Annotated in this window: 15 protein-coding genes and 1 tRNA gene; 8 read left to right on the top strand and 8 right to left on the bottom strand. The window is 66.4% G+C overall.

Features of this window, described 5'->3' with window-relative positions; genetic code table 11:
• Positions 1-124: 124 nt before the first annotated feature.
• Positions 125-448 (top strand): hypothetical protein, encoded by a 324-nt coding sequence (locus tag GPX89_RS08450; protein WP_157386639.1) that lies wholly within the window; start codon positions 125-127, stop codon positions 446-448.
• A gap of 7 nt (positions 449-455) precedes the next feature.
• On the top strand, positions 456-599 hold the full coding sequence (locus GPX89_RS08445) for a hypothetical protein (RefSeq protein WP_157386638.1): 144 nt from the start codon (positions 456-458) through the stop codon (positions 597-599).
• Between the two features lie 29 nt (positions 600-628).
• Here GPX89_RS08445 and GPX89_RS08440 read toward each other — a convergent pair whose 3' ends face one another.
• The 3 genes from GPX89_RS08440 to GPX89_RS08430 all read right to left on the bottom strand — a co-directional run bounded on the left by GPX89_RS08440 (position 629) and on the right by GPX89_RS08430 (position 2,424).
• The gene (locus GPX89_RS08440; RefSeq protein ID WP_157386637.1) at positions 629-895 is read right to left on the bottom strand and encodes a hypothetical protein; all 267 of its coding nucleotides are present in this window, start codon (positions 893-895) and stop codon (positions 629-631) included.
• 150 nt (positions 896-1,045) lie between these two features.
• Complete coding sequence (locus GPX89_RS45795) at positions 1,046-2,167, bottom strand: META domain-containing protein (protein WP_157386636.1); 1,122 nt, start codon at positions 2,165-2,167, stop codon at positions 1,046-1,048.
• Positions 2,164-2,424 carry a hypothetical protein gene (locus tag GPX89_RS08430; protein WP_157386635.1) on the bottom strand — a complete coding sequence of 87 codons (261 nt, stop codon included), beginning with the start codon at positions 2,422-2,424 and terminating at the stop codon, positions 2,164-2,166. The genes GPX89_RS45795 and GPX89_RS08430 overlap by 4 nt, the downstream gene beginning before the upstream one ends.
• Before the next feature lie 259 nt (positions 2,425-2,683).
• Between GPX89_RS08430 and GPX89_RS08425 the strand changes: the two genes are divergently transcribed.
• The 3 genes from GPX89_RS08425 to GPX89_RS08415 all read left to right on the top strand — a co-directional run bounded on the left by GPX89_RS08425 (position 2,684) and on the right by GPX89_RS08415 (position 4,911).
• Positions 2,684-2,756, top strand: a tRNA-Gly gene (locus GPX89_RS08425).
• Between the two features lie 25 nt (positions 2,757-2,781).
• A complete protein-coding gene (locus GPX89_RS08420) occupies positions 2,782-3,318 on the top strand; it encodes a hypothetical protein (protein WP_157386634.1) in 537 nt (178 codons plus the stop codon).
• A 150-nt stretch (positions 3,319-3,468) separates the two neighbouring features.
• A complete protein-coding gene (locus tag GPX89_RS08415) occupies positions 3,469-4,911 on the top strand; it encodes an alpha/beta fold hydrolase (protein ID WP_157386633.1) in 1,443 nt (480 codons plus the stop codon).
• Between the two features lie 89 nt (positions 4,912-5,000).
• On the opposite strand, the gene GPX89_RS08410 is transcribed toward GPX89_RS08415, so the two are convergent.
• Both GPX89_RS08410 and GPX89_RS08405 read right to left on the bottom strand, forming a co-directional pair.
• A complete protein-coding gene (locus GPX89_RS08410) occupies positions 5,001-6,011 on the bottom strand; it encodes an amidohydrolase family protein (RefSeq protein WP_198347306.1) in 1,011 nt (336 codons plus the stop codon).
• An 81-nt stretch (positions 6,012-6,092) separates the two neighbouring features.
• Positions 6,093-6,776 (bottom strand): TetR/AcrR family transcriptional regulator, encoded by a 684-nt coding sequence (locus GPX89_RS08405; RefSeq protein WP_157386632.1) that lies wholly within the window; start codon positions 6,774-6,776, stop codon positions 6,093-6,095.
• Positions 6,777-6,998: 222 nt separating this feature from the next.
• On the opposite strand from GPX89_RS08405, the gene GPX89_RS08400 reads away from it, so the two are divergent.
• Both GPX89_RS08400 and GPX89_RS08395 read left to right on the top strand, forming a co-directional pair.
• Positions 6,999-8,183 carry a cytochrome P450 gene (locus GPX89_RS08400; protein WP_157386631.1) on the top strand — a complete coding sequence of 395 codons (1,185 nt, stop codon included), beginning with the start codon at positions 6,999-7,001 and terminating at the stop codon, positions 8,181-8,183.
• 11 nt (positions 8,184-8,194) lie between these two features.
• Positions 8,195-8,392 (top strand): ferredoxin, encoded by a 198-nt coding sequence (locus GPX89_RS08395; protein WP_157386630.1) that lies wholly within the window; start codon positions 8,195-8,197, stop codon positions 8,390-8,392.
• Between the two features lie 83 nt (positions 8,393-8,475).
• Here GPX89_RS08395 and GPX89_RS08390 read toward each other — a convergent pair whose 3' ends face one another.
• Together GPX89_RS08390 and GPX89_RS08385 are read right to left on the bottom strand one after the other, a co-directional pair.
• Entirely contained in the window at positions 8,476-9,231 is a 756-nt protein-coding gene (locus GPX89_RS08390; RefSeq protein WP_157386629.1) for a hypothetical protein, read from the bottom strand.
• 17 nt (positions 9,232-9,248) lie between these two features.
• Complete coding sequence (locus tag GPX89_RS08385; protein ID WP_328601606.1) at positions 9,249-10,262, bottom strand: hypothetical protein; 1,014 nt, start codon at positions 10,260-10,262, stop codon at positions 9,249-9,251.
• Between the two features lie 95 nt (positions 10,263-10,357).
• Between GPX89_RS08385 and GPX89_RS08380 the strand changes: the two genes are divergently transcribed.
• Complete coding sequence (locus tag GPX89_RS08380; protein WP_157386628.1) at positions 10,358-11,086, top strand: LmeA family phospholipid-binding protein; 729 nt, start codon at positions 10,358-10,360, stop codon at positions 11,084-11,086.
• A 25-nt stretch (positions 11,087-11,111) separates the two neighbouring features.
• On the opposite strand, the gene GPX89_RS08375 is transcribed toward GPX89_RS08380, so the two are convergent.
• Positions 11,112-13,331 (bottom strand): MMPL family transporter, encoded by a 2,220-nt coding sequence (locus tag GPX89_RS08375; RefSeq protein ID WP_328601605.1) that lies wholly within the window; start codon positions 13,329-13,331, stop codon positions 11,112-11,114.
• Positions 13,332-13,366 lie beyond the last annotated feature (35 nt).

Raw genomic sequence — 13,366 nt, 5'->3', positions numbered from 1 at the left:
AACCCGCTCGTAAACGGTCGGATCGACGCTCCGTTTGGCCGCGCGCGGGCGGGGTACCGCCAGCTCGAACGGACCCGGATCACCGCTCGACACACCACGTTCCGGGCAGTCCGAAGGAGCGATCATGAAACATCCGAAGGCTCTGATCGGCGGGGCGGCCCTGCTGGCCGTGCTGGCTCTCGGATCCTGTGACCGGACGCAGGTCCAAGAGGTCTTCAACAAGGGCGGCGACACCCCCTGCAGCGACTTCACCAAACAGGATCAGGACAAACAACGAGTGACCGTCCGCAAGTACCTGGAACGCGACACCAAGGTCACACCCAGCCCCGACGCCAACACCGTCGACGCCTCGATCGCCGCCATCACCCTGATGTGCCAGGCCCAGGCCAACCCCGATACCCCGATCCGCGACGCCGACCTCACCGGCATCCTGGTCCCCAAGAAGTAGCGCGCCCATGAACAGAGACCTGCCCCTCGCCAATATCGTCACCCTCGGTGTCACCGATATCGGCGGCGAGCGCGACTTCTGTCGACGGCTCGACTGGCCCCTGATCCTCGATACCGGCGAAGACAACCCGGTCACCGCCGCCCGCCGCTGACCCCGAAACCGCCTGTCATGCAAGACCACTCAGTAACGTGCCGCCCCGGCGGCACGCCTGCGACGCTCCGCGGCAACGACGACCGTGCCGCCGACGAGACCGATACCGGCCGCCATCGTCGCAATCAACCCCAGCCCCTGCTCATCAACCCAAATCGCCAGGAACGCGAAAACGGCCGCCAGAACACCGAAGACCACGAGCGCGAACCCTGCCCGATACCAGTTGTCGACGGGCACCTCCGCCCGCCGCACCCGCGCCATCCGAGAAATATCCGCGGCGTCATCGAGCGGCGGCACCTCCGAAGCTCCTCCGATTGTCATCGTCCCTACCTCGCATCCGGCCCGACGGTGGCCGAGCCCGCTCTCCGGATACCCCCACCCGAAGAATCAAACGATCACCACTGAACCCCCACCACCACCCACCGAACCCGGAATGCCGGGCACCGGTCACGGTTCGTCGGGTCGGGCCGCCTTGCGGTCGAGCAGGGTGATGGTGGAGCCGTTGCCTCTCACGGTGAGGGTGTCGCCGACCAGGGTCCAGGTGGGCCGGGAGTGCAGCAGGCCGCCCTGCCAGGCGTCGGCGCGGCCGCGGTCGCCCAGGCAGCCCTTCGCGGTGTGGACCATGGTGCCGACGCGCAGCCTGTTGCCTTGCAGGTCAACGGGTCCGGTGGCGGTGTTGCAGCCCGAGTTGGCGCTGAGACGGCCGTCCTGGAAGGTGAGGATGAGTGGCCCGCCGCCGGGGATGGGGATGCCGGTCACTTCGGTCGAGATGTAGCTGTGGCCCATGGGGGGCCGGGTGTCGCGCGGGCGGATCACGGCGATGAGGTCGGATCGCCCTCGGAGTCCGTTGATGACGGTGTGCGGCAGGGCGGCGCGCAGGGCGGCGAGCGCGGTGGATTCCGGTTCGGGCGGGTCTTCGGGGCCGGTGCGGTCGGCGATCTCGAGTTGGCGGAGCCGGGTGAGAGCGGCCAGTCGTTGGATGCTGTTGTCGTCGATACCGGTGTTCATCAGGACCAGCAGGGTCAGGCCGGTGAGGTGTTCGATGTCGGCGGCGGTGACCGGGGTGTCGAACAGCAGCAGGTGGTCGAGTGCGTCAGGGGCCATATGAGCGAGCGATGCGGCGCTGCCGTGGTCGATGTTCAGTGAAACCGGGTCGGGAACGGCGATGGTGTGCGCAGCCGCTACAGGCTGCTCGGGCAGCGGAATCGGCGTGTCCGGTTCGGCTTCGAGCCGGTCGATGACTGCCGGAAGCGCATCGAGGTTTCGCGGAGCGGCCCAGGTCAGTACCAGGGCTCCGGCCTGGAATATCAACAGCGTGGGCAGGGTGGTGATGCAGAAACGTTCGACCAGTGGACCATTGGCGGGGGCATCGACGGAAACGGTTCCGACTCGGCGACTTTGGGTGACGGCGAACCATTCGAGCGATGCGTTGTGTTCCTCGAAGGCCGCGTTGTCGACGGCGAAACTCACGACGATGATCCCCCGGTCGGCGGTGACCACCGACTCGAATTCCGCCGCGGTGACAGCCTGGACTGCCGCAGTGGGTTCCATGGAGTCGTCCTTCCTCACAGTTGCTCCTCCGAAACGCCGCGGTCCAGCAGTGCACGCGGCGACGTCATCACCCGCTCGCCTCTCGGCCCCACCAGGTCGGGATTCATGTTCGTGACCGCCGTCAGCGCCCCCGCGATCAGCAGCGCGAACGCGATGAGCAACAGCAGCACATCGATCGACAGCCGCCGAGATTCGTGAATCATTCGCACACCGACGACGGCCCCCACCCCGGCGCCGGCCAGCAACAGCCAGATCGCGAGCTCCTCCGCGCTCATCGGGCCACCGCCGCGGCCATCACACGGCCCTGCCCGACCCCACCCGGCTTCTTCGGACTGTGGTTTCGCACCATCTCAGAAGTGTCGCGTCGATCAGCGCGACCGGTATCGGCCGATCGGCCGATTTCCCGAATCACCATGTCACCGAGATCGGCCGAATGGCTTCCTCGCTGGGCGTGGCGTGATTTGCGCGCTTCGGCCTTCCATAGGCTAATGTTCTCTCCCGCACGCCGATCGGCTCTCGGGGCCGGGTGAGCATGCGGATGTAGCGCAGCTGGTAGCGCATCACCTTGCCAAGGTGAGGGTCGCGAGTTCGAATCTCGTCATCCGCTCGTCAGTGGAGTTTCAGGAGGGGTCGTGCGGAAGCATTTGGTCCGCATTGTGATTGCGGTGATGGCGGTTGCCGGTGCAGCCGGGTGTTCTTCGGATTCGAAGGGCAGCGGGGCGCTGGATCCGTGCCGGCAGATCGAGGGGCCGGCCGTTCAGACGGCCGGGTTCGATCCGAGGACCAAGCTGATCAAGGACGATATCGACGGGACTCCGGCCCGGGAGTGCACCTACACGTCTTCGGTCGAGGGCATGCTGCGGATCGATCTGCTCACCGACGGCTACGACAAACTGCTTTCCGATGCGCGAGCCAAAGCCGCGGCCAACGGCCGTGCCGTACCCACGGTCTCGGTAATCAACAAGCGGGACGCGTTCACCCACGCCGAGGAGATCGACTCCGACGACAAGAGCATCCCGCTGGGCTGCTCCACCACGCTGCGAGCCGACACCGGCGCGGTCAAGATCGACGTCCTCCCCCACGTCGAAGACCTCACCCGCACCGACGATGCCTGCACCACGGTCCTGCGCGTGGCCACAACGCTCGAACCGTCCCTCGCGAACCACTGACCCGCGGTCGACCACGACGACCTCCTGGAACTGCTCTGGGGAATGCGAACCGCCCGGGCTTTGCTGTCAAAGGAAAGCGGCGTTGTGAGAGGGAACGGGTTGTCGGCGAGGTTGGTTCGGTGTTCGGTGCTGGTGGCGGTGGCATTCTCGATGCTCGTGGTGGCAGGTTCGCAGGTCGATCCGGCGGCGCGGTTCTATCATCAGAGCCTGCGATGGAAGCCTTGCGGTGCAGCGGATCTGGATGCGGCGGGAGCGGAATGCGCCGATGTGCTGGTGCCATTGGACTACCAGCGGCCCGAGGGGCGCACTTTGCGGGTGGCGATTTCCCGGGTGAAGGCGACCGATCCGGCCAAGCGTCTCGGTGTGCTGCTGTCCAATCCGGGCGGCCCCGGCGCGGAGGGGCTGGACAGTGTCGATCTACTCGGCGATGTGCTTTCGCCCGAGGTACGGGCACGCTTCGATCTGATCGGGATGGATCCGCGCGGGGTCGGCCGCTCGGGACGGACTCCCCGCTGTGGGTGGCCGGTGGGGGAGATGATTCACTCCGCGGGTATCGATCCGCAGGGGTTCGCGCGCGAGACCGGGCAGGCAGCACGCATGGCGACGGGCTGCGTCTCCGATGATCCGGAGAAGGTGCGTCAGCTCACCACCCGGAACACCGCCCGCGACATGGACATCGTTCGAATCGCCCTGGGCGAGGAGAAGATCAGCTATTACGGCACCTCATACGGCACCTACCTCGGTGCGGTCTTCACTCAGATGTTCCCGCAGCGCAGCGACCGCATCGTCCTCGACAGCGCGATCGATCCGGATCGATATTGGGAAGGACTCGTTCAGGATTGGGGTGATTCCGATGAGCGGGCACTGGACGACTGGGCGAATTGGGCTGCGGCGAAGGACGATACGTATCACTTCGGAGCGACCGCGACCGACGTGCGTGCGACGGTGGTCGATCTGCTCGCGACCGCGGCCCGCCGCCCGATCGTCATCGACGGCTTCCCGATCGACGATCACTGGCTCCCGTTTCTGCTCCACAATCTGCTCACCGACGCTCGCCGAAACCAGCCGCTCGCGGACATCCTCCGCGAAATCGCCGACGCCGCAGGCGGTCCGCCGGTCGCTGCTCGCTCGCCACGCCTGCGCGGCACCTTGCAGGTCCTGCAATCGGAGGAGAACTCCACCCTCGCCCAGATCGCCTGCGGCGACGCCCCCGCGCCCACCGACCCCGCGTGGTACGCGGCCAATATCGCAGCCACCCGCACCACCCAGCCGATCTTCGGAGCGCTCGCGAACAATATCCAGCCCTGCGGATTCTGGCCCGCCCCGGTCGAACCGCCCACTCTCGTAAGGAATTCCGTCCCCGCGCTGATCCTCCAAGCCACCGGCGACGCCCGCACCCCCTACGCCCACGGCGTTCGACTGCACCAACATCTGACGGGATCCCGCCTGGTCACCTTGCAGGATGTCCGCATCCACATGACCTTCCGCCCCGACCTGAGCACCTGCGTCGACACCGCCATCAACGCCTACCTCAGCACCGGAATCCTGCCACCTACCGACACCACCTGCTACGCCGACGCGGCGCCGGAATGACCGGCGGATTACGACGACGTCCTGGAACTAGACATGCATCATGTTTCCCCGAGGGCACTCTGGGGCGGGAGAATCGTGTTCGGCGATCTTCACGATGCGGTTTCCGGTTCGGATGGTTGCGGAGACCGCAACCGGGGAAACAGCGCCAACGCGTTGTCGCGGAGCATGAGCCGGTGTTCGGCGGGATTCAATGCCGTGGTCGAGGCGAGTGCCTGGGCGAGTCCCTGTACCGCCCAGTCCGGGGTGAAGGGGAAGTCGCTGCCGTAGAGCAGGCGGTCGGGGCCGACGAGTTGCAGCAGGGCGGGCAGGGCGCGGGGCAGCGCGAATCCGGCTACGTCGTAATGCATTCGGCTCAGTGCGGCGAGGACGTCCACCGGTGATCCGGGCGAGTCGAGCAGGCCGAAACCGGCGATGCGGTCGGCCAGTACCGGGAGCGCGGCGCCGGTGTGCGGCACGATGAACCGAATGTTCGGGTAGCGCTCGGTGACGCGGTCGAGGATGAGTTGCGCGACGGTTCGAGTGGTGTCGAAGAGGAACTCGATCATGGGCCGGGGGCGGCCCAGGCTGGTGTGCTGCCAGCAGGCCGGTGAGGTGGGGTGCAGGTGGACGACGGCGTGGCGACGATCCAGTTCCGCCAGCAACGGGGCGAAGGCGGGGTCGCCGAGATACGTGCCGCCGTAGTTGGTTTCGAGGGCGACGCCGTCGGCGGCCAGTTCATCGAAGGCGTGAGCGACCTCGGCGATCGCCGCGTCGACATCGGGCAGCGGTACCGAGGCCAGTAGTCCGAAGCGGGTCGGGTGATCGCGAACCAGTTGTGCGCCTTCCTCGTTCACGGTCCGCGCGAGGCCCCGGGTTTCGCGCGGGTCTTGCATCAATACGCCCGGGGAGGACACCGACAGCAGCGCGACTTCGACGCCTGTGCGATCCATCAATTCGAGCGCCGCGGTGGCGCTCCACTCGGGAAGGGCCGGCATCCCGTCGGGTCGATCATGCCCGGCTGCCACCAGCGCCTGTCGCAGCCAGGGCGTGAGGAAGTGCGCGTGCACATCGATGGCACCGGGCAGCGGTACGGCCGAGTCTGACACGACGGTTTCTGACACTCGGACGTCTCCTCTGCGGCAGCGGAGTATTCGGAGGCGAAACTCCCTTAGCTGACGATATCGTCACCTAAGAAGATTGCGTCAGTCAAGACCGGCCCACTCCTGCCCGTCGAGAGCGTCGCGCATGACCTCGACCGCAGCGGTCACATCGAGGGTGGGATCGAGCTTCGCGGCGGCGTGGATCGCGGCCAGGGTCAGTTCGAGGAGGCAGTCGACCATCGATTCCACCTCGAACGGCTCGTCGTTGCGCAGCCAGTAGACGGTGGCCTGGTCGAGTGCACCGATGCTCGACCGCAGCATCATCCGCACGGCGGCGTTGCCGGGATCGAGTCCGATCGCCGGAGCCCATTGCTCGATCACCCGCCAGCGACCCACTTCGAATGCATCCCAGGTCTCCTGGTCGGACCCCTGTCCGCCCAGCACCAAACGCAGCGCGAACCCGCGGTGCGCGGCGAGATAGCGCAGGTGAGCAGCCAATCCGGCGCGGATTCGGCGCGGGAGGGGAAGGGCCGAATCCGCGGTTGGCACACCGACGAGGATGTTGGACGCCTCACGCATGGCTTCCAGATAGATGCCGCGCTTGTTGCCGAAGTGATGGAAGACCAGCCCGTGGGCAACCCCGGCCGCCTTGGCGATATCGGCGACGGCGACCTCTTCGTAGCTCTGCTCGGAGAACAGTTCGACCGCGGCGTCGACGAGACGTCGACGGGTCTCGGCTGCCCGCTCCGCACGAGTCGCACCTCCCCGCGCTGTCGCTGCGGCCACCGGCACCCCTTCCATCGACGGTCCACCTACTCCGATACTGCTGCCCAGCCAGGGCGAGCCACAAATTGATTATGAGTCATTGACTCAAAGTCAGCCACAGCGCTAGCCTCGAAGTCATCGCTCAGGCGATTCACCTCCACCACCACTCAGGCCGCCCCCGTTCGTCGGGCGAGGCCATATCTGCGACGCCGGACGAGAGTCTCCGGTGTCCGAGGAGTTTCGATGCGTAACCGCGTTGCCACCCCGACCTATCAGCCCGACCTGTACTCACGGGCAGCCATCCTCGACCCATACCCGCACTACACGCGATTGAGAGAACTGGGCCCGGTGGTGTGGCTGGCCAAGCAGCGCGCCTACGCGTTGCCTCGATATGCCGAATGCAAAGCCGCGCTGCGCGATGACGACACCTTCATCTCAGGCGCAGGTGTCGCGCTCAATCCGGTGGCCAACCGACTCTCACGCGGGACCACGCTCAACAGCGATGGCGACGACCACCGCCGCCGCCGAAAACTGCTGGCGCAGCACATGACTCCCAAGTCGCTGCGCACCATGCGCGACGCCGTCGACCGGCAAGCAGTCGCCGCGGTCGAAAAGGCCATGGCGAGCGGTCCGGTCGACGGTGTCGAACTCGCGACCGCCTTGCCGATGTCGGTCGTCCCGGATCTGATCGGATGGCCGGCCGACGGCCGTGAACATCTGTTGCGCTGGGCCGCAGCGACATTCGACGCGCTGGGTCCCCTCAACGGCCGGACGCTGCGCACCTCCCCCGCGAGCATCGAGATGATGCGCTACACCCGCCGGCTCGCCCGCGACGGGGACTTGCGGCCCGAGAGCCTGGGAGCAGAGGTGCTTCAGGCGGCCGAAGAGGGCACGCTGTCCCATGCGGAATGCCCGGCCCTGCTGATCGATTACCTCGCGCCCTCACTGGACACCACGATCAGTGCGATCTCGAGTGCCCTGCATCTGTTCGCGACCCACCCCGAGCAGTGGCAGCTGCTGCGCTCGGATCCGAGTCTGATCCCCAACGCGGTGAACGAGGTCGTGCGCCACCAGTCCCCGCTACGCGCGTTCTCCCGCAAAGTCATTCGCGAGACAGAGCTCGGGGGCACCACGATCCCGGCCGACGCCAGGGTGGTGGTGATCTACTCCTCCGCCAACCGCGACCCACGCGAGTGGGAAGACCCCGACACCTTCGACATCCGCCGCGACGCCTCCCGCCAGATCGGATTCGGGCACGGCACCCACGGCTGCGCCGGGCAGGGCCTGGCCCGTCTGGAAACCCAGGCCATGCTCCAGGCACTGACCGACCGCGTCGCCCACATCGAAGTCGCCGGAGACCCCGAGCGGGCGGTGAACAACATCATCCACCGCTTCGAACGCCTTCCCCTGCACCTGATCCCGGCCTGAAGGACACCGCGATGAGAATCTCCGTCAACCGTTCCCGATGCGAAGGCCACGGCCTCTGCACACAGCAGGCGCCCGCCGTATTCAGCCTCGACGACAACACGGAACTGAACCAACGATTCGAAGACACCGACATACCCGCCGAATACCTACCCGCAGCTCGAGCAGCAATAGGTGCTTGTCCGGTGGCCGCTCTGCGCGAACGGCATTGAGCCCCAAGCAGGGTGCGCGTGACAGACCGAATCCCACCACGTCGCAATGCGATAGATCCCGCCGACGGTTGCTCGGCGTGGTGTCACTGAATGTCGCGGACCTTCTGCACCGCTTGGCCGAACAGATTCTCGAACGTCGACTCGTCGGCCTGCTGGCCCGTCAGATTCTGCGAATGCAGTGCGACGGTGAGTCCGTCGACGACCGCGTAACCGGTGTAGGAGCTGGTCGGCATCGACTGGTCACCGACCTGGGATTGCGAGGTCGTGCGGTAGGCCAGTGCGCCGGTGCCGTTCACGCCGTCGGGCAGCGGCAGTGTTTCGATGGTCACCGTGGTGTTGGTGAGCTGCTTGCCCAGAACCGTGGTGGTGAGTCTCATCTGAGCGCAGCGGGTGATGACGTCGGAGATCTTGCCGAGGTCGGCGGCGGTCATGGAGATCACCTCGGTGAAGACCGTGCCGTCGGCCTGCTGCGCGCCGGTGAAGGACGCGTTCTGCATCAGTTGTTGCAGTTGGTTGGCCAGATCCTGTTGCGCGCCTAAGCATTCGGCGGGGGTGACGGTGACCGGGCCCTGGGCGTTCTTGTTGTCGGACGCGCCGGTGGAATTGCCGAAGCCCGTGACCACCGACTCCTTGGGTAGCTCGATCTTCAGCGCCCCGGTGGGGAATTCGTTCGAGCTGAGCAGCAGGTGATCGCTGGAGGTGCGCATGGTGGTGGTGGTGGTCGTCATCGAGGTTTCGGCGGCGTGGTTGTCTTGCTTGTCGTTCCCACCGCATCCTGTGGCGAGCACCATCAAGGTCGCGAGAGCGGCCGTCGCGCGAACTTTTGTCCACGTGGTCATGGTCGTCGATCCTTCCGTCAGCGGTTGGCGTCGAACTTCTCGGTTCCCAGCACCAGGCGAAGCCCTGCGATGCCGGAATGCGCTCGGGCGTAGGCAAGTTCGCGGGAGATGTCGCCGACATTGTTGACGATCGGCAGCGAGACGCCCAAGGTCGAGAGGGTGCCGAGGGCACGGCCGTCGTGGTCGAGGTAGGCGCTGCCGCTGTCGCCCGGGATGCCCGGTGTGGGAGAGGCGAGCTCATGCGTCCAGCCACCGGTCGCGGGATCGTCGGCCTTGCTTTCACCGGTCTGTGGTGACAGGCCCGCGATGCCGCCGCGCAGGCTGGAGTTGCCGTAGCTGTAGACGCGATCGCCGTTACCGGTTCCGCCGGTATTGATGCCGACCGGACCGCCCCAGTAAGGCAGGCTCGGATTCACCTTGGCCAGGTCCGCATCGGCGATCTCGATGAGAGCGAAATCGTTGTAGGCGCAGACGTTTTGATCCTTTTCACCGTCCTGCTGCATGGCCGGCCAGCTGCTGTAGACGAGTTGACCGCTTCCGATGGTGGCGCCGTGGTCCATCGGCGAGCCCTGACGGTTGAAGGTGACCGCGGTACCGACCGGGAGGCTCCCGGCGCTGCACCCGTTGGTCTCGTCGGACTTCCCGGTGGTCGCGCAGTGCGCGGCCTGCCCGAGGTAGACGTTTCCGGCGTCATCGGTGAACACGTAGTTGGACGTGCACTGACCGGCGCCCTCGGTATAGGTCTGGGTACCCGGCGTGATGGTCGCCGCGGCGGCCGTCGCCCACGATCGACCGGCCTTGTCCGCGGCCACCGTCGCCTGATCGGCATCGCCGTCGGCGTGCTTCGCGGCAGTAGTGGAGGAGGACGAGGCCCCGGAACTGGAAACCGAACTCGACGGAGCCGAGCTGTCATCACCGGATCGACTACATCCGGCGGCCAGAGAACCTGTCGCGGCAACGAGCGCGAGGGTCGCAGGTATCAGGATCACGCGACGCAGGGCTTGCATGGGAGTCCTTTCGACGTGGCTCACTTTGCATTGACGATATCGTCAGTTACGCCGATATACTCAGTCAAGAGTTATGACGAAAACGTCATAACAAGTCGACATCACAGAAGGGCCGTTTCATGACCGATATCCAGCCGGAGCCCGCGCAGACCACGACCCCCGGCCCCGACCGCCGAAAACGCCGCCTACCCACGGCCATCGCGGTCCTCGGAGTGGTAGTTCTGGTGGCCGTGGCCGGTACGGCCGCCGCCGAGATCTACTACCGGCACCGGGTCGAAGGCTGTATCGCCGCGCAGACCGAACAGCAACTGGGTGATGTCTCGGCCCATTTCGGGCTGCGTCCGCTGCTGCTCACCCGACTCGACAACCGCATCCCCACCCTCACCGTGGACACCGACAACGCCCACTTCGGCCCGGCCATCAATATGACCGTGCATGCGCGCCTGAACGACATCCACCTGCAGGACAGCGGCCGAACCGCCACCATCGGCAGCACGAGCGCCGAGGCCATCTGGAGTGACCAGGCGATCACGCAGACGCTGCACGGCCTGGCATCCGACGTCACGTCGAATGCCGGCACGGGCACCGTCAGCATGACCGTCCTCGGCGGCCTCGCTCACTTCGAGGTGCGCCCACAGGTCGTCGACCACACAATCCAGATCAACACCGTCTCCAGCCGTGGCCTGCCCAGCGGGCTGGTCGACGACATCATGGGCGTCCTCACTCAAAGCCTGCAAACCCTGCCGCTGGACACGAAGGCCGACAGCCTGACGGTGACCAACACCGGAATCAGCGTGAAACTCGGTGGCGGTCAGACCACCCTTCACGGCAGCGGCGACTCCTGCTGACACAGACATACCGATCCCCTCGCCGTCAGGAGAACTCGGGGACCTGCTGCGGTGCAATGGATTCCGTCTCCGGGGTGAAGCGGCTTTCGAGTTCGACGCCTTCGATGTCGAGGTCGGGAACGTAGCGGGCGAACCAGCCCGGGTGATACCACATGCGGGTGCCGATGAGCGCGGTGATCGCTGGCACCAGGGTGAGGCGGACGATGAAGGCATCCAACAGCACACCGACGGCGAGGGTGAACGCCAGCGGGCGCACGATCGGGCTGTCGACGGTGGTGAAGGCGACGAAGACGGCGAACATGATCAGCGCCGCCGCGGTCACCACGCGGGCGGAGTGCGCGACACCGTTCTGCACTGAGGTAACGGCGTCGCCCGTGCGGGTGAATTCCTCCTTGATGCGGGAGACCACGAAGATCTGGTAGTCGCTCGACAGGCCGAAGATGATGGCCAGGGTGATGATCGGCAGGAAGCTCAGCGTCTGCCCCTTGGTGACGTGGAAAATGCTTGCGCCCCAGCCCCATTGGAAGACCGCGACCTGCACGCCGAGGGCAGCGAAGACCGACAGGATGAATCCGGCGATCGAGGTCAGCGGCACCAGAACAGTACGGAATGCGATGGTCAGCAGCACCAGCGCCAAACCGACGACCACCACCAGGAACACCGGCAGCGCCTGGCCCAGCCGCTTGGAGGTGTCGATGTTGGCGGCGGTGGTGCCGCCCACCAGATACGTTGCCCCCGTGCCATTCTCGATGACGGCGCGGTCGTCACGCAATCGGTTCACCAGGTCGTCGGTCGCGGAATCGGTGGGGCCGGTCGCCGGGACGACCTGGATCAAGACCATCCCGTTGTCCGAGGCCGCCGGCTGCACGACCGCGACGCCCGGTTCGTGCTGCAATCGCCCGATCAGGGTCTGCACCGCGTCGGCGGACGTGGCATGCGAGAGGTCGGCCACCACCAGCAGCGGGCCGTTGAAGCCCGCGCCGAACGATCCACTCACCAGGTCGTAAGCCTTACGCGCCGTGCTCGATTCGGCCTGCGTGGCACCGCTGGGCAAGCCGAGATCCATGCGCGTGGCCGGAACGGCCAGTACCGCCAGCACGGCGACACCGGCTACCAGCAGCGGGATACGGAATCGGGTGATGAACCGCCCCCATGCGTGCCCGCAGGTGCGTTCGGGCTCATAGGCGGCCAGTCGCGCCACCTGTTCGGGTTTGCCCGGCTGCAGCGGCGGGGTGATGAACTTGGCGACCAGGCCACCGGCGAACGACAGCAGCGCGGGCAGCAGCGTCAGGGCGACGAGCATGGCCACCAGGACCGCGCCCGCCGCGGTCAGGCCCATGACGGTGAGGAACGGGATGCCCGCGACCGCCAGCCCGCACAGCGCGATGATGACCGTGACCGCCGCGAAGACCACCGAACTGCCCGCGGTGCCGACGGCCAGTGGAATCGATTCCGCCGCAGTCATTCCCAGTACGATGTGGTGTCGGTGCCGCGAAAGGATGAACAGGGCGTAGTCGATGCCGCACGACAGGCCGAGCATGAGCGCCAACGAGGTCGCGGCCGAGGGGACGTCGACGAAGGCGGCGATGCCGAGGATGCCGGTGAGCCCGATGCCCACCCCGACCAACGCGGTGACGATCGGCAGGCCCGCGGCGACGACCGCGCCGAAGGTGACCAACAAAATAACGAAGGCCGCGATGATGCCGAGAACCTCAGGAGTATGCGGGATTTCGGCGGAGAAGCCCGGGTAGACGCCACCGGCGAACTCCACCCGAAGCCCTTGGTCTCGTGCCTGATCCGCGACCCGGCTCACCGCGTCGAGGGTGCTCTGCTCGACCTCTCCGGCCGATACCGCGAACTGCACGCTGCCCAGCGCCACCCGCTGATCCGGTGACACAGCCTGCGACTGGAACGGGTCGACCACCGCCGCGACCTGCGGCAGCCCCTTCAGGCCGGTCATCACCTGCTCGATCTCGGCGGTGACCCGCTGATCGGTCACCTTGACCATGCCCGGCGCGGCGAAGACGACCTGCATCTGCGCGCCGCTGAAGGCGGGCAGCCGGTCCTGCAGCAGCGACACCGCATCCTGCGATTCGGTGCCGGGGACGGTGAAGTTGTCGTTGGTCTTACCGCCGGTGCCGGCTGCGAACGTGATCGCGCCGATCAGCAGGACGGCCCAGATCGCCAGCATCCACCAGCGGCGACGGGCTACGAACCGGCCCAGAGCGAACAGATAACGAGACACGCGATTCCTCCTACCCAGGCACCGACAAGGATTCA

The sequence above is a fragment of the Nocardia terrae genome, from assembly GCF_009760405.1.
Taxonomy (GTDB): domain Bacteria; phylum Actinomycetota; class Actinomycetes; order Mycobacteriales; family Mycobacteriaceae; genus Nocardia; species Nocardia terrae.
Note: the sequence above shows the minus strand (reverse complement) of the source record. Positions and strands in the feature narration are given on the sequence as shown.